Here is a 17940-nt window from a genome sequence, read left to right as displayed (position 1 = left end):
AATCGGGCAAGCTCAGCAGGTCAGTAATCTGATGGATGAGCGCTCTAAAATCATCCAACTTTTGGGCCTACCTTACTGCCGTTACTACCTGCTTAATTAATTCCCAGCAACCTGCGGAATATCGGTTGAAGGATGCAGCAAAACTGCTTGAGCCAACTTTTCATGCCCCAGACATCGGCTTAATTCAATTCACCAAATTTAAATTCATCCAATCAGGTGATACACCTGGATGAGGTAAGTTACAGGTAGTTTTGGGTATTCTTAAAGCATGAACAAAGACAAGGAAACGACTCATGAAGCTCTCCTATCGCGGCGTTAAGCACGAAACCCGAGTTCCTTCGATCGCTACAACCGAAGGCAAAGTCATTGGTAAATATCGCGGTGTAGAACTACACGCACAAGAAATCAAAATCAAATAGGGATACATCTCTAGAGATAAACCTCTTTTGCTGACTGATTAACGAATTTCCAAATGCTGAGAAACGAAGATTCAATGCCTGGTAGGGGGCTACCAGGCTTTTTTTGTGTTTACGTAGCTAGCATGCCAATGGATAGCGATATGGAAGCAGGAGTTGACCCAAAAAATATGAATCATCACCTAGCGAGACGGATAAAATAATGGATGTTAGCTGTAAGGAAATGGTATTCAAACATTAGAACGGCCACGAGTTCGTATCACGATCATGCTCATTATTTGATCATGACCACACGATCAACTTGAGTAGAGACCACACTTCGTTTCTAGCTCAGGATGAGATTGAGTATGAATATCTCACACTCATCGTTTAGAGATACGAGAACGAAACACTGTGGGCAACCGCTATATACCCATGTTGTGTACAGTTGTGCAAGTCGTGTACAACAGTGCGATCGCCATCATCTTTAAAGTTTCGGTTCTGCGGTAGCCCCATGAGCCTCATTTACCCAATCGCCAACCGCAAGGATGACCCATCATGGTGCGACAAATTGCCCAACGCAACGGGGTAACCGTCAAAGCCTACACAGGCACGACCGGAGTGTTGTTGGCAATGAACGTTGAGCCTGACCGCCGAACGGGATTGTTAGGGTTTGCGATTAAGCGGCGAGATGGCCGAACAGGTCGCCATGAATGGCTCATGGGCGCGCTACCGTTCCCCCATATGCGACACAAACCTGGTACATTGCTGCGATCGAACATTGCACCGCTTCAAAAGTTTCGCTGGTCAGACTATCGCGTTTATCCCGATACTTCATATGAGTACGCGGTTTACCCAGTGTATGGCACAGCCAAACATCCCGAGTTGGGGGATGAGGCCGTGGTCGCAGTGCGGACGGCAAGCATGACCCAGGGCGACCATCAGGTTATCTTTAACCGGGCGGCGGCGGCCAGCCAAGCATTTTCACGCAAGTTTCCCCAAATAGCAGATCAACTGGATGCAGCACGGCGGCAAAAACAACCCGCACCACCACTCCCGCCACAGGTTTTGGAATGGTTGACGCGAGGCGTGCTAGAGCGTATTCTGAGCTTCATTCAGCAAGCGGCAGACCCAACATGGGCGCTGGATGTCGCAATTTATGAGTATCAATTGCCAGATATTGTAGATGCGATCGCCGCTGCCCATGCGCGAGGGGTAGCAGTCCGCGTAGTCTACCATGCTAAGCCAAACGATCCTGCAACAACCGAAAATGAGCATGCTCTAGAAAGTTTGCCTCTCGCGGTCAAGCAGGGTCGCATAACTTATGGCATTTGCCATCACAAGTTTATGGTGCTGAGTCGCATCGAAATGGGCGATCGCGTGCCTGAAGCTGTGTTATGTGGTTCCACAAACTTTACCCACAATGGGGTGTATCGTCAGGCCAATGTGGTTCATGTTGTGTGTCAATCGGATATTGCACAAGCATACCTGGCTCTGTTTGATGGATTGTTTCGTGGCGATTCAGTTGGGGAGACCCGACGCTATATCAATCGGGTAAATGCGATCGCGCCAGATCAATTCATTCCATCATCCTCGACGCTGTTTGCAGGCTTTTCTCCACGAACAGGACAAATTGATTTAAATACGTTCATCCAACTCGTGCGAAATGCAAAACGAGATGTATTGTTTTGTACGGCATTTAGGCTGTATGCGGGGTTAGAAGAAGCTTTTTTGGGAGAACCTCATGATTCAATCTTGCGCTATGGGTTGCAAAATAGCCGCTCCATCATTACAGGCATCCACGCCGATCGCACAGCAGACTTTACCGCAACTGCAATGCTAAACGAAGGGTTGGAAGGGTTTTTGAAAGAATCAACTGCTGGCCAACGTGGCAATATTTTGATTCACACGAAGTTAATTGTGATTGATTTCACATCCGATCATCCGATTGTAATTAGCGGCTCCCACAACTTTTCGAGCAATGCTTCACGCACAAACGATGAGAATTTCTTGATTATTCAGGGCGATCCACGGGTTGCCGATTGTTATGGCTGCGAGCTGATGCGATTGTATGATCACTACCGTTTTCGATTTCGGGTGCGGCAAGATGCACAGGCACGTTCGCTAGAAAATTCACGCGAGAATTCAGCGATCGCGTCTTCAAGGCGGCTCACCCTCAGCCCAAACGATGGCTGGACAACACCTTACTTCACCGAAGGAAACTTGAAGCAAGCCGATCGGTTACGGTTTTCGGGATGTTGATGTTTGACCGTTGGAAAAGGAGCGATCGCCTATGACGCCAGAGCCCATTGTCATTGTGGAATATGACGCGACTTGGCCTGTACTGTACCAAGCTGAACAGCAGAAACTCACAGCGGCCTTGGCGCCTCAACTCCTAGAACTACACCACATTGGCAGCACCTCTGTTCAGGGATTAGCGGCCAAGCCCATTATCGATATGCTGGCAGGGGCACGATCGCTCCAGGAGGTTGAAAATTGGGTGGAGCCGTTGCGGCTGTTGGGCTATACGCCCGAAGCGATGCCATCCATTCCCGATCGGCGCTATTTCTTTAAATCGGGCTATCACTTACACATTGCAGAACCAATGAGTCACTTTTGGCAGCGGCATTTGCGATTTCGAGATTATTTGCGATCGCATCCATCGACCGCACAGCAGTACGAGGCATTGAAACGGCGCTTGGCACAGGCTTTTCGGGGCGATCGCTCATCCTACACCCAGGCCAAATCATCCTTTATTGAATCGGTGATTCAACGAGCGCTTGAGCCAGATCCATCATCCCCGCCCCGTCACAGATAACCCTTCCACAATTAGGGAGGGAGTATAGCAAGACCCGTTCCACTCGGCATCCCCACCCAAGGCCACAACTTGTTTCAATGCGGTGTAAACATTGCCTGCCACCATCGTGTCTTTTACACGGCCAATCACTTCTCCATTGCGGACGCGATAGCCTAAATCAACATTGATCGAAAAGTCTCCCGAAATCCCTGCACCGCCTCCCAGCATTTGATCCACGATGAGGCCATCAGTCATGGTGTCAATGAGCGTTTCCAAGGGATGAAACCCTGGCTCAATCAGCAGGTTAAACAATCCGGGTGTAGGATAACTGCCCAATCCAGGACGAAATCCGTTGCCGGTGCTGCCACTGCTTAGCAACCGACCAATACGGCGATCGGTGTAAAACAATTGCAGTTCACCTTCTTTCACAAACGTGATGGATTGCGTGGGAATGCCTTCATCGTCAAAGGGGCAACTGTAGGGACCAATGTCGGGATGTTGAAACAATGTCAGCAGCGGCGACATCACCAATTCTCCCAGGCGATCGCCCCAGGGAGATGCACCCTCAACAACCTGCTTACCATTCATGGCCGCTTGCACGGTATCCCACAGCATATCGGCGGCCTTGGAGGTAAACAGCACCGGAACTTTGCCCGTGGGCGGCGGCGTATTCTCTTTTGTCCATTCCAACCGCTGCAAAATTTGCTGAGCCAGGGAAACGGGGTCGAGGCTGCCTCGCTCGGTTTGGCCATCCCCCACACTCAAAAAGTCTTCGCCCCGAATCCACTCCGCATCCATGTAACAGCTCAGGGTGGTGTCGGTGTAGCCACAGTCTAATCCACGCGAATTTATCAATCGGGTGGTTTCAATGTCACATTCCCACTCGGCCGTACACAGAATTTCGGGATACACATCGCGGATGAGCGCGATCGCCTCTTGGCCCCATTCCACCAACTGCTCAACAGGTACCGCCTCGCCCACATCAGGATACCTGCGGTTCGTTGAGTCGCTCAGCTCAATCGTTTCAGGCTCGTTCAGTTGGCTGAGTGCCAGCGCTCGATCCACCAAGGCTTGGGGTTCAATATCGCCATAGGCCACTGCCAAGCCAGGGCACCCGTCGCGCCACAGCCGCAGGGCAATTCCTTCAGCTTCTGAGATTTCGAGCTGTTTGAGTCGATTGGCCTCAAAAAACACTGGACGAGAGAGCGATCGCGATTGAAACACCTCTACGGCCTCTGCTCCCGAGCGCAGCGCCAGTTCCAGCAATTGTTCTGCCAATGCGGAATATTGCGGACGATCCGAACCCATAACTGCGTCAATCAATTGGTAAAGGGGCTAGGAGTTAGGGACTAGGGGTTAGGAAGTCGGGAGTGGGAAGAGTAGGCAGAAAACGGCGTTATCAGGAAATGTTCTGAATTAGGGAAGCACTACGAGAAGCCAAATTGTGAAATCAAACCACCAGAACTTACAAACCAAACGCAAGCTTGTCAGCCACCCCCTAGCCCCTACCTCCTAATCCCTAGCCTCTCCCCGACTCCCTCTTTACTGCCCCCAAACTATCTTCCGGGATTGTGGTACATTACGCCAGATTTAGTTCTTGCATGAGCCAGAATCCGGCAAAGGTTTCGGCTTCTGGGCCAGATTGCACTGCTAAAAAGTGTACGCCGTTGGCTTTTTCTTTGGCGGCTTCAAAATCTTTTGCTTCTTTTTGTAGGGCTGGGCTGGAAAGATTGGCCAAGATCCAGGCATCGTTACTGCCCGTTTCCAACAAAAGTTGGGGGCGATCGCCCGGTGCAAGTTTGACGAAGGCCATCTCTAACCCAGACATCCATGCGGCCAGAGGGAGCGATCGCTGCGAAAACACCAGCAGCCCTGGAATGGTCATATTGGGTGCCAGGTTGAGCAAATCGAGCGGAAATGCCTCGCTAAAGTCCATTTCCCACTCGCTCATATCGGCAAAGGCGCTGGCCTCTAGCGACACAAAGGCCCATCGTTGACCGATCAGCGCATCGGGAAGTGGCTGCGGATCGGAGCTGGGCATCATGACCGAGGGGTTGGAGCCAGGTTGATAGTTGGGATAGGTGGGGTACTCTTCGGCCATGCGCTGGTTAATCCATTGATTGAGCGCAATGGTGCGGCGGCTGGCATAGCCAGGAATTCCCAGTTCGTCGCAGGCTTTGGAGATCATGTTGGCCATTTGCCGCCGAAAGAAGCGAATTCGATCGGGTGGCTTGGGAGCTTGGGCGATCGCCGCTTCGATGGCTTGCCGCAGATTTCCCGAGTTAACTTCGGTATTGGCATAAAACTGCGAATAGCGAAAGAGTGACTCGGGCTTGCTTTCAATGCTGAGGGGGCTTTCGCAAATCAAGACTTCCCAAAGTTTTTTTTGATTCTCATCGACAACGGGCCGCGAGTAAAAATCTAATTCCCAAATAACAGGCATGTGCAGTTCATCGGTTAGGCTCTCCTGATTGATCATACGAGAGGAGGGGCATTGCTGGTCGGTTTAGGGAGTTGGGAGGGAGTCGGGAGTCGGGAGTCGGGAGGTCAGTTTGTTGGGGTTGAACGATTTTGGTGGAAGGGTTTGCGGTAAGCTGGCGCAGTTTGGAGGCAGGGTGACGCATGGATGGGATCGATCCGGTGGTGGGAAATGATTGGTATGTGGTGGGGCGATCGCGCGATATCGCTGCGGGAATGGTGCAGTTGGTGCGTCTGTTGGGGCAGGATTTGGTGCTGTGGCGGAGTGCCAGTGGGGATGTGAGCCTATGGCGCGATCGCTGTCCCCATCGCAGTGTGCGGCTCTCCGTCGGGCATGTCAGCGGCAATACCTTGGTGTGCGCTTACCACGGCATGGCCTTTGGAACAGATGGGCAATGCGTGTCGGTTCCAGCCCATCCCGGTTTCATACCGCCAAACGCCTGTGCCCAACCCTATCCAGTGCAAGAGCGCTACGGCCTCATCTACACCTGCTTGGGAACAGCCCCGGCTGAGATACCCCCGTTTCTGGAGTGGGATGATCCAGCATTTCGCTGCTTTGTGGCTGGCCCTTATCCGATTCAGGCCAATGGTTTGCGAGCAATCGAGAACTTTCTGGATGTGGCCCATTTCCCATTTCTGCATGAGGGAATTTTGGGCGATCGCACATTGCCTCACATTGAGCCCTACGACGTTACGCTAGAACCAGACGGAGTTCACGCTCGCAACATTCGCGTGTGGCAACCCGATCCCATCGGAACGGGTGAAGGGGCGCAGGTTACCTACCACTACTGGGCCATGCGTCCCCTCGCGGCCTATCTGCAAAAGCTGAACCCCACCGGGGAAAGCTTAACGATTTTGCTTCAGGTTACGCCTGTGGATGAGGTCAACTGCATCGCCTGGATGCTGATGGGAATGAACACCGCACACGAGGTACCCGAAGCCGAGCTAGTGGCATTTCAAGATGGAATTGTGCAGCAGGATTTGGCCAATTTGCAGGCGCACAATCCGCAAGCGCTGCCCCTGGAGGGTGGCCTGGAATTCCATGTGCCGAGCGATCGCACTTCTGTTTTTTACCGCAAATGGCTAAAGCAGTTGGGGCTGACTTATGGAGTATGGCGATCGCCCAATTCCCTCACCTGAAAGGTATTGGCGAATGGCGATCGCTGTTCCACTTCGCCATGGGCTTTTAGCAGCGCGGCTAGCTTGCGCCGCATAATGATTCCCGGTTGATCGGACAGCATGTGTTGTTCAGCGCTAATCTCTAATGGAGTGTCCCAATCGGTGGTTTCCAAGACAGCCTTGTCTTCGCCAGTTACCTGTCGGTCAAATGCAATAATATCTGCCGCTTTGGCCTCTGCCTCGGTATCGTTGCGAATGCAAAATTGAACGATTTGAGACACGCGATCGCTGACTGGAGTTGCAGCCGTAAAGATCAGGTGCATTAATCCATTGGGATATGTAATCTTTAACGTACGGCAGAACGGCATGTACCACGTTGAAAGCGCATAGCGAAACGTGTTTTCCTGTGGAATATTTAAGTTCTTTTGCTGCATGGGTGGATTCACCACAGGAATGGTGGCACGAAGCTGCAAGCCATACTCCAGCGTGCTGAGTTCGGCACTGGCCGGCTCTGGCTGCTGCTGATTGCCAAACGAAGCCGCATGGACAAAGCTGAAATGCGCATTGTCAAACGAGTTTTCCATCAGTCGCAAACCGCTACACTGCCACGGTTCATAAAACTGGGGAATGAGACGATTGGCAGCATCATCCGCTTCGGGAATGTAGGGAATAGGCAATAGCGGCTCATCGTGCAGACAAACCCACACATAGCCATAACGGGCGGCACTCTTGAACGCCGGAACTTGATAGCTGGCAGGAATTTTCTGATCAGCTGCCAATTGGGGCACATTCACACAGGTGCCATCTCGGTCAAACGACCAACCGTGATACGGACAGCGCAAACAGCCGTCGATGATCACCCCTTTAGAAAGCTGAGCCGAACGATGGCAGCACCGATCCGCCACTGCCACCGGATGCCCCGCCTCATCCAGCCATAGGGCGATCGCCTGCCCCAAGAGCTGAAACGACTGTGGGCGATCGCTCGATAACTGCTCCATCGGCATCACCGGATACCAGAAGCGCTTCAACACAGGCTGCTGGGTGACTAACATCGGCACTCCCTCTTTAGAAATTCACCAGTTTGCCAGAAAATCAACAGCCTAAAAGGTTCGCCCTAGTGAATCTGTAATGCTCATTACCTGTAATGCTCATGACTATGGGCGATCGCCCGATGGTAGCCCTTGCCAGCTTAGTTGAGGTAGGGTCAGGCTTAGAGAGCAGTGGCGTTCCACAATCCGGCTGAATTCATCCTAGACATGGGTTATAGAGTTCTGGATTCGCAGAGCCGCCAGAATTAAACTTCACAAGCTAAGCGCTCCCGGCAGTTTTTCCAACCCTCGCTTTGCCCAAGCAGGTCTTACGCTTAGGGTTGGGTATTGGGTACAAACCCCCAATACCCAACCCTACCCCTCGGTTTGGTGGACTGGCGTCAGTTCTGCCTGTGGATCTCGAACGTTGGTTGGTTATCCTAGAAAATGACCAACCGACTGTAAGGGTTGACGTAGTTTTGTAATGTGAATCCATGGCAGGACATAGTAAGTGGGCCAACATTAAGCGCCAAAAAGCGCGAGTCGATGCAGTAAAAGGCAAGATTTTTGCCAAGCTTTCTCGCGAAATTATTGTGGCTGCACGGCATGGCGTGCCCGACCCCGCCGCCAACTTTCAACTGCGCAACGCCATCGATAAGGCGAAGGCCGCAGGCGTACCCAACGACAACATTGACCGGGCGATCGCCAAAGGCTCTGGCAAGCTTGGCTCCGAAGCCGACCTAGAAGAAATTCGCTATGAGGGGTATGGGCCCGGCGGCGTGGCAATTTTGATTGAAGCCCTGACCGATAACCGCAACCGCACCGCCGCCGACCTGCGAGCCGCCTTTAGCAAGCGTGGCGGCAACTTAGGCGAAACGGGCTGCGTTGGGTGGATGTTTGATCAAAAAGGCGTTGTGAGTCTATACCAACCCGGCACGGGCAAGGTTAAGGTCGAAGCCATCGACGAAGAGGCCCTGCTGGAAGCGCTAGTGGAGGCCGGAGCCGACACCTATGAACTGGCCGAAGTTGAAGAAGATGTGCCTGGGGCAGAGGTCTTTACTGATCCGACCAACCTGGAAGCGCTCTCCCAAGCGTTGGAAGAGCGCGGCTACAAAATTGTGCAGGCTGAGTTGCGCTGGATTCCCAATAACAGCGTGGACGTGACAGAGCCGGATCAGGCGATCGCCCTGCTCAAAATGATGGATGCACTGGAAGACTTGGACGATGTCCAGTCCGTTACGGCTAACTTCGACATGGCCGATGAGCTCATGTCGCTGAGCATGGTGTGATGACCAACGCCGAACCTCCTGACGAGATGGGTCTGGTAGGCTACCGCCCCACCTGGGTAGAGTATGAAGCCGCAAGCGATCACCTTTGTGCCCACTTGCGCCCCATGATGGCATCGCCCTTATGTGACATCTGGGGCGTTGTTTCCGAGGAGGGCTGGGAACCCGACTGGCCACTCATCTTGTGGTTTGAGGCAGGGGCAGTTAGCTTTAGCACCAAGTGCAGCGAACGATGGGCGATCGAGCCCTGGAATGCGGCCACGCATTTTGATCCAACCATTCTCAACGAATCGACCTTTCAAATATTGGAGCTGGAATCCTTGGTAACTGGGCGATCGCCCCAGCCCGCTTTTGCCCCACTCATTGGCCAAGCTCTGACAACTGTCCATTGGCCCACCCATCGTTCCTATGGCGTGCTCCAAAGTTTTTTTCTGTGGTTTGAAACCGTCGGTCTGCACATCTTCGATGGTGGAGATGAAATTGCCTGTGCGATCGTTTCAGGCGAGGAATGGCTGACCTTAATCGCCCATACAGAGTGCCTTCTTGCCTGACTACAGAGTCCAGGTTGGCGGATTGAATGTGCCGGGGAATGACGGGTGCTTCGGCTTCAGTTAAGAGCTTTTCTGAGGGGTGCGCGACGCGCACCCCTCAGAAAAGCCCATTTTTGCGGGCGTGTCGCGTACGCAAAAATGGGCACTTCAGCTTATCCAAAACTCAGGTTAATACAGGGCCGACATGAGCTTGCGGCGGTAGGTTCCGGTCAAGGGATGGGTGCTGCCCAAGCGATCAAACACCAAAATCATGGTTTTGCGGGCACCATCGCTGCGGTATTTGCGATCGCGCTCCACAATCTCCAACAAGCTTTGCAACGCCACTTCGTACTCTTCTGATAGCGTGTGCTTCACTGCGGTTTGAAACTGCCTATCCAACTCATGATCTGTTGGAACCTCATCCAACTCACGCTTGAGAGACAACAGCGATCGCAACGCCTGTGCCCGAGCATACATCTCCTGATCTTGAGGCAGTACTGCCGACAGCAGTTGATCGGCCTCATCCAGGCGATCGCGCTGAATCAACATTTGCACCACCTCTAGCAGCAGCTCATAGTTTTCGGGATACTCACCCATCAGCGCCCCCAGCAGTTGCTCTGCCTCACTCAGGCGACCTGCGGCCTTGGCTGCGCGCACTTGAGCCAACGCAACCTCCAGCGTTGAAGACAAATTGAGCTGCGCCAGCAGTTGCCGCAGCTGGGGCTCAGGCAGCACCCCAACAAAGCCCGGCATCACCTGCCCTTCCACAACCACCCGCACATCGGGAACCCCTTCCACCCCATATTCACGGGCCAGCTCCGGGCTTTGATCGATATCAACCTTGGCCAGCGTAAATTCATATTCCTTCACCAGCTTTTCCAGCATGGGCTTGAGCATTTGGCACGGGCCACACCACTGAGCAAAAAAATCGACTAGAACTGGCTGTTCATAAGACTTACGAATGACCTCATCAGCAAAGGTGGTGGCATCAACGGTGACAGAGCTTCCCATGATTATTTTTTCGGTGGAGGTTCATTTACATTTAACAGATTGCCCCAATTTTAGACGGCTTGCGAAAACCTCGTGGGAATTCATTGAGTACATTTCAGATTTACCATCAATTTTTCACGATCAGCATTCCCCGCTACACTTGAAGGCTGAAACCAACCGACTATCCCCCCCTCGCCAGTACAGTGCTATGATATCTGAGCCAACTTCTCGCCATATTTTTCTTGCTGGGGCTAGCCGTGGGCTAGGCCGCGAAATTGCCAAAGCCTTACGGGCGCGATCGCTCTCGGTGACTGCATTACTGCGATCGCCCGCAGCCCAAGCCGACCTCGAAGCGATGGGAATCGAGGTTGTGTTTGGCGATGCATTAAATCCTGCCGAGTTGGCCAACGCCCTTCAGCCCAAGCCCAACACCACCGTCATCAGCACCATTGGTGGCCTACCCCAAGCCGGACAGCGAGCCGACTACCTGGGCAACCGTAATCTGGTAGATGCCGCGATCGCAGCAAAAGCCGAGCAGTTTATCTTAATTACCTCCATTGGCAGCGGCAACAGCCAGGGCGCACTGGCCCCCCACATTTTGGAAGCGCTTGGCCCCGTTTTGGTCGAAAAAGATAAAGCCGAACAGCACCTCATTCAAAGCGGGCTGACTTATACCATTATTCGTCCGGGTGGCCTCACCTCCAATCCTGCTACGGGCACTGGAGTGCTCACACCAGATCCCACCATTTCGGGCAGCATTACCCGAGCCGATGTGGCCGAGCTGGTCTGCCGCTGTCTAGAGGCTCCTCACACCCATCAGCACATTTTCTCTGCGGTGGATTCCACCACCGTCCCCAGCGACAAAGCGTTTGAGGTGGTTGAGCTGCCCCATCCGTAGCGCGATCGCCCATCAGCCCGTACGGCAACGGTTCAGTTGCAAACTCCATGCACGCTTAAGGGCAGCAATCTGCCAGACGATCCGGATTGATGCGACGACCCCAGGAGAGGGTGATACCCCATCGGATTGTGGACAGCATCAGGCTCAAGGTTGAGGGATCCTAGCGGCAGGGGTTCATCATTCCGCCAGGCAGGATACAAGTCAACTGAATCTAATGATCCAGATGGGGGATGCGATCGCCCCAGTTGCATCGCGATGATAAGGGGCGATTATTAGAGTGCTCGCGTTTGCGATGGCGGCGCTTTGCGGCTATTCTGCATAAGTTGCGGTTTTGCCAGTTTTTTCTCAAATTTCATCCGTTTCGACAGAAAGACTATGCATTCTCCTCAAACGCTCATTGCTGCTGGTATTGGAGTGGTCCTCTCATTGGGCTGGGTCGATGTCGTGAGAGCAACCTCTACCCCCGATTCCTCGCTCACGATTGCCCTTGCAAGTCGCGAAGATACGGTTGAAGCCGCCACTGCGCCATCTTCAGAGTCCGCGCTCGTCATTTCGGCCTTGCCCACCACTCCAGAAGCAACCGCATCCACCAAAGCGATCGCTCTGACGATTCCTGTCACCAACACCACCCAACCCATCGTCAAAAATAGTTGGGAAGCGCCCCTGGCCAGTGCCACCGTGCCAACTGTAGAAACACCAAGTGCTGAAGCGCCAGCCGTTCCCTCCACAGCAGTCTCAACGGTAGCGCCGACCAATGCCCTGGCCGAGTCTGCCCCGTTGGTGCAGGCCATGTCCAAGCCTGAATACACCGCTCCGTCGCGGTTGGCCCAACTGCCCACCCTAGAGCCCGACGATGTTCCTCCGGCTGAGAACGATCCGCTGGTGAGCCCTGAGGATGGGTTTCAAGACAATCCTGAAGCCGCGCCGACCGTTACGCCAGAGGCCGAGCCTATCACCACAGGCGATCGCGTTCCCATCCCCGAAGCCCTGGAACCCAGCCCCAACCCACTCAACTTTCCTACGCAGCCTAGCGAAGTAGAAGTGGTGGTGGATGAATCCATTAGCCTGGAGCAGGCGATCGCCCTAGCCGAGCGCAACAATCGCCAGCTTCAAGCCGCCCGCCTGGAGCTTGACCGCACCAGTGCTGCTCTCGCCGAAGCCCGCGCAGCGAACTTGCCCAGCGTCACCGCCCAGGGTTCGCTTGACCTGCAAGAGGCCGATGCCAACACCGAAAGCATTACCGGAGACAACGTTACCGCTACCCTGGGAGCCAACCTCACCGTCAACTACGATCTGTTCACTTCGGGGTTCCGCTCGGCTAGCATCCGCGCCGCTCGGGGAACCGTTCGCCTCCAAGAGCTGCAGGTTGAGGTTTTGTCTGAACAGCTTCGTCTTGATGTCAGCACCGACTATTACGACTTACAGCAGGCCGACGAAGAAGTACGCATCGCCCAAGATGCGTTGGCCCAGGCCGAGCAAAGCCTACGGGATGCCCAAGCCCTTGAACAAGCTGGAGTTGGCACCCGTTTCGACGTGCTGCAGGCCCAAGTCGATGTGGCCAACTCTCGCCAGGAGCTTACGCAAAACATTAGCCGCCAACAAATTGCCCGTCGGCAACTGGCTCAGCGCTTAGGCATTGCGCAAACAGCAACCCTTACAGCGGCAGACCCCATTACCGTTGCCGATGATTGGGATCTTACGCTGGAAGAAAGCATCGTACTGGCGTATCGCAACCGGGCTGAGAATGAGCAGCAGCTCGTTCAAAGAGATGTGTCCGAGCAGCGGAGACGAGCCGCGATCGCCAACTTGGGGCCACAGGTTTCCGTCTTTGGTCGGTACTCCATCCAAGATGTCTTGAACTCATCGGGCAGCGGCGTTCCCGATAGTCTAACCACCAGCCTCGATACTCGCGATAGCTATAGCCTGGGCTTGCAAGTATCGCTCAACCTGTTTGATGGTGGCGCATCGCGCGCCCGTGCCCGTCAAGAGCGCATCAATTCCGAAATTGCCGAAGTCAACTTTGCCGGTTCGCTCGAAGACGTGCGCTTTCAGGTGGAGCAAGCCTATCTGTCGCTAACCGCCAACCGAGACAACATTGAAACCACCACACTTGGGGTAGAACAAGCCCGAGAATCGTTGCGACTGGCTCGTTTGCGCTTTCAGGCGGGCGTTGGCACCCAGTCCGATGTACTGCGCGCCCAAACCGAACTCACCCGTGCTGAAGTGAACCAGCTCAACGCCATTTTGGGGTACAACCGATCGCTGGTGGCATTGCGCCGTTCGGTCAGCAACCTGCCAAACAACAGTCTGGTGGATGTGCCCTAATTGGGCGATCGCCCTCTAAGGTTAGGGTCGGATGGAACTGAGTTAGGACAAGTGTTTTTGGAAACGCTTTGCATGGGCTTTTTAGCCTCTCCAACACTCATACGCAGTTCGGGTTTGCATCAATGGGGATGATCAGGGTTTGTCCTATCGTCCCCACGGTTTTAACGTCAGTTTCGATCAAGGGTTTTTTCTAAGGTTTGCGCAGTGCGCAAACCTTAGAAAAAACCCTTTTTGCGGGCGCGACGCGCCCGCAAAAAGGGGCACTTCAGCTTATCCAAAACTCTGTGTTTTTTACGGGCGGTCAATGCATCGAGTCAAGGCTTGCCAAAACTGAATCAGCGGTTGCTGGCTCAGGTCGCAGCACTGCGGATCGTTCACATCCATCACGATCCATTCCCCACCCTCTAGCTGAGCAACATCCACCGCCAAAAATGGTACATCCAAACGAGATGAGGCTTGTAGAGCGATCGCCAGCATGGCCTCTTCTTCTGCCACGGATAGATAGCGGGGATGGTCTCCTGGCCACAGGTAACCATAGCTCAACGGCTGCTGATGGTAGCACACCACCCGAAACTCTCGCCCCATCGGCCATCTCGTCACTTCTGGATTCCAGAATTCCAGCTCGGCCCCGTAAATGGGAACCAGCTCGCGAACAATGGCGCGATCGCGCGACCAGGAAGTCAACTCTCCCAATAGTACGGCCACCCGCGTGCGCAGTTCTTGAGGACCAGTTGCCACACAGGCTAGCCAACCCTGCGCCCGCAGTGCCCCAACCGCCCCCCGCACAAACACCGGAAACCGAAGCTGCGGCAAGATGCTTTCTAGCTCCTCCATTTCGCTCACCACCCAGCTTTGGGGAGTTAGGTGCGCCAAGTAAGGGTAAGCACGGTCAAACTCTTGGGCAAGCTGGTGCTGGGCCGCATTGTTGAGCAAGTGCAGGCCCTGCTGCTGCGCCACATCATACCGCTGTTGGTAATCTGCACAGGATAGTGTGGAGCCAAAACACAACATCGCAGTGCCCCGCTTACCCAGCGGCAATGGCTGATCCACAGCATGGACAGAAATGTGAAAGTGATGTGCGATCGCCAGCACCAATTGCTGTGATGAGGAGGGATCGGTAGGGGCAAGCACAATCATAGCGATAGATAACGCAGAGCCAACACTCATGCAATGACCAACTGCAACGATTGTAAAAGAGCGATCGCCATCCGCACACCACCCGTCTAAGCAAACAGCCATCATGAACCGTAAAATCCTAAGGCTCTATGCCATCTGCTGTGCGGGCAGCATAGAGCCTTAGGATCTGGTTTTGCATGGGGTCGAAGTATGTACCTCCCTCTATCCCAATGGGGCTGACACAATCTGCATGCTTTTGCTAGCGAACTCCACACCAATCCACCCCAAAGTATCCAAAAAAGTATCCAAAATTCCTCAAACCCTGCTTACAGTGCGGAGGCCATAACCGATAAACTCTAACCAACAAACTTTAGTCTCCCGATAGTTTTTTTTGGTTCAGAGAAAGATCTACACTGAGCTATGCACAGTCTAGTTTCATGTCAATCCCCCAGATGACGCTCCACGTCATCATTTCAGCCTGTGCTTCTTTATCTTTGGGTTTCCTGCAACTATGAACAATACCGACGAGATGACGCCTGCCGTATCTCTTAATCCTCCCATCGCCGACAAGCGTCCCTACGTTCACACGCTCCATGGCGATAGCCGGGATGATCCTTACTTTTGGATGCGCGATCGCACAGACCCAGCGGTGATGGCCTACCTAGAAGCAGAAAACGCCTACACCGAAGCGTTCATGCAGCCCACCGAGGCTCTGCAACACACGTTGTACAAAGAAATGTTGGCTCGCATTCAAGAGACCGACCTTTCAGTGCCTTACCGCAAAGACAACTATTGGTACTACTCCCGCACCGAAGAAGGCAAAGCGTACTCCATTCAATGTCGCAAGTTAGGCAGCTTGAACGCACCTGAAGAAGTGCTGCTCGATCAAAACAAGCTAGCCGAAGGGCACGAATATTTTGATGTGGGTGTGTTTCAGGTAAGCCCCGATCACCGCATTCTGGCTTACTCGGTCGATACCTCTGGCGCAGAGCTCTATACGCTCTACTTTTTAGATTTAGAAACGCGCCAGCTCTACGCCGAAACCATCCCCGAAACTTACGAATCCTTTGCTTGGGGCAACGATAATCGCACCATTTTTTACACGCAGGTCGATGCAGCCCATCGTCCCTACAAGCTGTTTCGCCACACCTTGGGAACCCCCATCGAGCAAGATGAGCTGGTCTACCACGAAACGGATGAAGCGTTTTACCTGGGCGTGGGCAAAACCCGCAGCGAAGCATATATTCTGCTGAGTCTGAATAGCAAAGTGACTTCCGAGGTGCGCTATCTGGATGCGAACCAGCCTGGAGGCGAGTTTCAATTTGTGCAGGAGCGATCGCCCTCTATTGAATATTATGTAGAGCACCATCACGACGGTTTCTACATCACCACCAACGAGAATGCAATCAACTTTAAGCTGATGTGGGCTCCCGTAGGAGTGAGCGATCGCAGCCAGTGGAAGCTCGTGTTACCCCATCGGCAGGATGTCCTGATTGAGGGAGTCAGCACCTTTGCCGATCACTTGATTGTGTATGAACGGCAGGCGGGAGTGCCCAACGTGCGGGTGCGGCAGTTGTCCACCCAAGCCGAGCACCTTATCGACTTTCCAGAGCCCATTTATGAGGTGATGGAAGGAGCCAACCCCGAATTTCATACCACCACACTGCGGTTCACCTACACCTCGCTGCTAACGCCGAGTTCCGTATTTGACTACGACCTCAACACGCGCGATCGCCTATTGCAAAAGGAAACCCCCGTTCTGGGTGGCTATGACAAACAGCAGTACCGCAGCGAATGGCTCATGGCCACCGCCCCCGATGGCACCGCTGTCCCCATTTCCATGGTGTACAAGGCAGACATCTCAAAGGATGGCTCCAATCCCTTACTGCTCACTGGCTACGGCTCCTACGGGGCCAGCTATCCCGTCTACTTTTCATCAACACGTTTGTCATTGCTAAATCGAGGAGTCGTGCTAGCGTTTGCCCATATTCGGGGTGGGTCCGAAATGGGTCGCAACTGGTACGAAACGGGCAAGTTTTTGCAAAAGAAGAACACCTTTACCGATTTCATTGCCTGCGCCGAGTACCTGATCCACCAAGGATGGACCAGTCGCGATCGCCTTGCAATTGCGGGAGGCAGCGCAGGCGGATTGCTCATGGGTGCGGTCGTCAACATGCGGCCCGACCTCTTCCGCACGGTCATTGCCCAAGTCCCCTTTGTAGATGTAGTCAGCACCATTTTGGATACATCGTTGCCGCTGTCGGCCATGGAATGGGAAGAGTGGGGTAATCCAAACGACCCCGAATTCTACCACTACATGAAATCCTACTCGCCCTATGACAACGTCGCTGCCAAAGATTACCCAGCCCTGTTGGTGACCGCTGGGCTCAACGATCCGCGAGTCTCCTACTGGGAACCTGCCAAGTGGACCGCCAAACTGCGCGATCTCAAAACCAACAACCACACGCTACTGCTCAAAACCAATATGGGCGCCGGCCACAGTGGTGCTTCCGGTCGCTACGAACAGCTCAAAGAAATTGCCTTTGAGTATGCTTTTCTGCTGAAAGAATGGGGGCTGGTTGAGGACTAGCCTGGGGCGATCAACTAGTTGATCGAATCTATCTTGATTGCGGCTCGTGCTGAAGCACGAGCCGCAATCAAAACCATGACCTACCGCGCGTTCAGCGTTGTCGCGATCGCCATGTCAATAGAACCGTTGTGAGGTTCAACCTGTCCCTGTCCTAACGGCACTTAAAACTGATAAGTAAGCAGCCATAATTAAACAAAAATCCCTAAAGCCTTGTGTCGCCCGCGACGTGGACGGCATAGGGCTTTAGAGTCTGGGTTTTAATGGGATCGAGTACTGAGAAAAACCTGAGTTTTGGATAAGCTGAAGTGCCCATTTTTGCGTGCGCGTTGCGCACGCAAAAATGGGCTTTTCTGAAGTTTGCGCGGCGCGCAAACTTCAGAAAAGCCCT

General features: G+C 53.5%; 15 protein-coding genes. 9 read left to right on the top strand and 6 right to left on the bottom strand.

What is annotated here, in order from left to right; translation table 11 throughout:
• The first annotated feature begins 293 nt into the window (after nt 1-293).
• From ACQ4M4_RS28215 to ACQ4M4_RS28205, 3 genes are all read left to right on the top strand, one after another.
• A complete protein-coding gene (locus ACQ4M4_RS28215; RefSeq protein ID WP_430687795.1) occupies nt 294-419 on the top strand; it encodes a DUF4278 domain-containing protein in 126 nt (41 codons plus the stop codon).
• A 534-nt stretch (nt 420-953) separates the two neighbouring features.
• A complete protein-coding gene (locus ACQ4M4_RS28210) occupies nt 954-2657 on the top strand; it encodes a phospholipase D-like domain-containing protein (RefSeq protein WP_430687794.1) in 1704 nt (567 codons plus the stop codon).
• A 31-nt stretch (nt 2658-2688) separates the two neighbouring features.
• Nucleotides 2689-3213, top strand: coding sequence for a GrpB family protein (locus ACQ4M4_RS28205; protein WP_430687793.1), 525 nt, complete (start codon nt 2689-2691; stop codon nt 3211-3213).
• On the opposite strand, the gene ACQ4M4_RS28200 is transcribed toward ACQ4M4_RS28205, so the two are convergent.
• Nucleotides 3190-4500, bottom strand: coding sequence for a TldD/PmbA family protein (locus tag ACQ4M4_RS28200; protein WP_430687792.1), 1311 nt, complete (start codon nt 4498-4500; stop codon nt 3190-3192). The genes ACQ4M4_RS28205 and ACQ4M4_RS28200 overlap by 24 nt on opposite strands.
• Before the next feature lie 271 nt (nt 4501-4771).
• A complete protein-coding gene (locus ACQ4M4_RS28195) occupies nt 4772-5671 on the bottom strand; it encodes a Tab2/Atab2 family RNA-binding protein (protein ID WP_430687791.1) in 900 nt (299 codons plus the stop codon).
• Between the two features lie 143 nt (nt 5672-5814).
• On the opposite strand from ACQ4M4_RS28195, the gene ACQ4M4_RS28190 reads away from it, so the two are divergent.
• On the top strand, nt 5815-6810 hold the full coding sequence (locus ACQ4M4_RS28190; protein WP_430687790.1) for a Rieske 2Fe-2S domain-containing protein: 996 nt from the start codon (nt 5815-5817) through the stop codon (nt 6808-6810).
• Here ACQ4M4_RS28190 and ACQ4M4_RS28185 read toward each other — a convergent pair.
• Nucleotides 6774-7841: a Rieske 2Fe-2S domain-containing protein gene (locus tag ACQ4M4_RS28185; RefSeq protein WP_430687789.1), complete on the bottom strand. Its 1068-nt coding sequence runs from the start codon at nt 7839-7841 to the stop codon at nt 6774-6776. The genes ACQ4M4_RS28190 and ACQ4M4_RS28185 overlap by 37 nt on opposite strands.
• Nucleotides 7842-8311: 470 nt before the next feature.
• Here ACQ4M4_RS28185 and ACQ4M4_RS28180 point away from each other — a divergent pair, with 470 nt between their 5' ends.
• A complete protein-coding gene (locus ACQ4M4_RS28180) occupies nt 8312-9106 on the top strand; it encodes a YebC/PmpR family DNA-binding transcriptional regulator (RefSeq protein ID WP_430687788.1) in 795 nt (264 codons plus the stop codon).
• Nucleotides 9106-9654 carry a hypothetical protein gene (locus tag ACQ4M4_RS28175; RefSeq protein ID WP_430687787.1) on the top strand — a complete coding sequence of 183 codons (549 nt, stop codon included), beginning with the start codon at nt 9106-9108 and terminating at the stop codon, nt 9652-9654. Before ACQ4M4_RS28180 ends, ACQ4M4_RS28175 begins: the two co-directional genes overlap by 1 nt.
• 168 nt (nt 9655-9822) lie before the next feature.
• Here ACQ4M4_RS28175 and ACQ4M4_RS28170 read toward each other — a convergent pair whose 3' ends face one another.
• The gene (locus ACQ4M4_RS28170) at nt 9823-10644 is read right to left on the bottom strand and encodes a tetratricopeptide repeat protein (RefSeq protein WP_430687786.1); all 822 of its coding nucleotides are present in this window, start codon (nt 10642-10644) and stop codon (nt 9823-9825) included.
• A gap of 187 nt (nt 10645-10831) precedes the next feature.
• Between ACQ4M4_RS28170 and ACQ4M4_RS28165 the strand changes: the two genes are divergently transcribed.
• Complete coding sequence (locus ACQ4M4_RS28165) at nt 10832-11521, top strand: SDR family oxidoreductase (RefSeq protein WP_430687785.1); 690 nt, start codon at nt 10832-10834, stop codon at nt 11519-11521.
• Nucleotides 11522-11896: 375 nt separating this feature from the next.
• On the top strand, nt 11897-13846 hold the full coding sequence (locus ACQ4M4_RS28160; protein WP_430687784.1) for a TolC family protein: 1950 nt from the start codon (nt 11897-11899) through the stop codon (nt 13844-13846).
• Nucleotides 13847-14137: 291 nt separating this feature from the next.
• On the opposite strand, the gene ACQ4M4_RS28155 is transcribed toward ACQ4M4_RS28160, so the two are convergent.
• Nucleotides 14138-15088, bottom strand: coding sequence for an ATP-grasp domain-containing protein (locus ACQ4M4_RS28155; RefSeq protein WP_430687783.1), 951 nt, complete (start codon nt 15086-15088; stop codon nt 14138-14140).
• A 385-nt stretch (nt 15089-15473) separates the two neighbouring features.
• Between ACQ4M4_RS28155 and ACQ4M4_RS28150 the strand changes: the two genes are divergently transcribed.
• Nucleotides 15474-17552: a S9 family peptidase gene (locus ACQ4M4_RS28150; protein ID WP_430687782.1), complete on the top strand. Its 2079-nt coding sequence runs from the start codon at nt 15474-15476 to the stop codon at nt 17550-17552.
• Nucleotides 17553-17754: 202 nt separating this feature from the next.
• Here the strand turns inward: ACQ4M4_RS28150 and ACQ4M4_RS28145 are convergent.
• On the bottom strand, nt 17755-17940 hold a 186-nt coding region (locus ACQ4M4_RS28145; RefSeq protein ID WP_430687781.1), incomplete at its 5' end, for a hypothetical protein.

Source organism: Leptolyngbya sp. AN02str, from assembly GCF_050565595.1.
Taxonomy (GTDB): Bacteria; Cyanobacteriota; Cyanobacteriia; order Elainellales; family Elainellaceae; genus Kaiparowitsia.
This window is presented reverse-complemented; position numbering and strand designations above follow the sequence as displayed.

Coding starts and splice junctions, on each gene's coding strand:
- ACQ4M4_RS28215 (WP_430687795.1), top strand. CDS start 294: ATGAAGCTCTCCTATCGCGGCGTTAAGCACGAAACCCGAGTTCCTTCG.
- ACQ4M4_RS28210 (WP_430687794.1), top strand. CDS start 954: ATGGTGCGACAAATTGCCCAACGCAACGGGGTAACCGTCAAAGCCTAC.
- ACQ4M4_RS28205 (WP_430687793.1), top strand. CDS start 2,689: ATGACGCCAGAGCCCATTGTCATTGTGGAATATGACGCGACTTGGCCT.
- ACQ4M4_RS28200 (WP_430687792.1), bottom strand. CDS start 4,500: ATGGGTTCGGATCGTCCGCAATATTCCGCATTGGCAGAACAATTGCTG.
- ACQ4M4_RS28195 (WP_430687791.1), bottom strand. CDS start 5,671: ATGATCAATCAGGAGAGCCTAACCGATGAACTGCACATGCCTGTTATT.
- ACQ4M4_RS28190 (WP_430687790.1), top strand. CDS start 5,815: ATGGATGGGATCGATCCGGTGGTGGGAAATGATTGGTATGTGGTGGGG.
- ACQ4M4_RS28185 (WP_430687789.1), bottom strand. CDS start 7,841: ATGTTAGTCACCCAGCAGCCTGTGTTGAAGCGCTTCTGGTATCCGGTG.
- ACQ4M4_RS28180 (WP_430687788.1), top strand. CDS start 8,312: ATGGCAGGACATAGTAAGTGGGCCAACATTAAGCGCCAAAAAGCGCGA.
- ACQ4M4_RS28175 (WP_430687787.1), top strand. CDS start 9,106: ATGACCAACGCCGAACCTCCTGACGAGATGGGTCTGGTAGGCTACCGC.
- ACQ4M4_RS28170 (WP_430687786.1), bottom strand. CDS start 10,644: ATGGGAAGCTCTGTCACCGTTGATGCCACCACCTTTGCTGATGAGGTC.
- ACQ4M4_RS28165 (WP_430687785.1), top strand. CDS start 10,832: ATGATATCTGAGCCAACTTCTCGCCATATTTTTCTTGCTGGGGCTAGC.
- ACQ4M4_RS28160 (WP_430687784.1), top strand. CDS start 11,897: ATGCATTCTCCTCAAACGCTCATTGCTGCTGGTATTGGAGTGGTCCTC.
- ACQ4M4_RS28155 (WP_430687783.1), bottom strand. CDS start 15,088: ATGATGGCTGTTTGCTTAGACGGGTGGTGTGCGGATGGCGATCGCTCT.
- ACQ4M4_RS28150 (WP_430687782.1), top strand. CDS start 15,474: ATGAACAATACCGACGAGATGACGCCTGCCGTATCTCTTAATCCTCCC.